The organism is Virgisporangium ochraceum, assembly GCF_016863655.1.
Lineage (GTDB): Bacteria > Actinomycetota > Actinomycetes > Mycobacteriales > Micromonosporaceae > Virgisporangium > Virgisporangium ochraceum.
Genome location: NZ_BOPH01000195.1, coordinates 1 through 669, shown reverse-complemented (window position 1 = coordinate 669; position 669 = coordinate 1). Strand labels below are relative to the sequence as shown.

Annotated in this window: 1 protein-coding gene; it reads left to right on the top strand. The window is 75.0% G+C overall.

Features of this window, described 5'->3' with window-relative positions; all coding sequences use genetic code 11:
• Positions 1–669: ketoacyl-synthetase C-terminal extension domain-containing protein (locus Voc01_RS52660; RefSeq protein WP_203935346.1), on the top strand; the 669-nt coding region annotated here is incomplete at both ends.

Genomic DNA, 669 nt, shown 5'->3' with positions numbered 1-669 from the left:
TGTCGACGCGGTCGAGGCGCACGGTACGGGCACGAAGTTGGGTGACCCGATCGAGGCGCAGGCGCTGCTCGCCACCTACGGGCAGGACCGCGAGGTCCCGTTGTGGCTGGGGTCGGTCAAGTCGAATCTGGGCCACACGCAGGCGGCCGCGGGCGTCGCCGGGATCATCAAGATGGTCAAGGCGATGGAGCACGGTGTGCTGCCGCGGACGTTGCACGTGGACGAGCCGTCGCCGCACGTGGACTGGTCGGCCGGCGCGGTGTCGCTGCTGACGGAGGCCGTCGCGTGGCCCGAGGTCGACCGGCCGCGGCGCGCGGCGGTGTCGTCGTTCGGGATCAGTGGGACCAACGCGCACACCATCATCGAGCAGCCGCCGCCCGCGGAGGTCGTGCCCGCCGTCGACCCGGCGGCCCCGGTGCCCGTCGCAGTGCCTGCCGCGGTGCCCGTCGTGGTGTCCGGTCGCAGCGCCGAGGCCGTGGTCGCGCAGGCGGCCCGGCTGCGGGAGCGTGTGGCGGCCGGCGGCGTGTCGGTGCTCGACGTGGCGTACTCGGCGGTGACGTCGAGGACCGCGCACGAGCACCGGGCGGCCGTCGTCGCCGCGAGCCCGGACGAGCTCGTCGCCGGGCTGGCCGACCTCCCCATCCGCGGGGAGGTGTCGAAGGGCCGGGT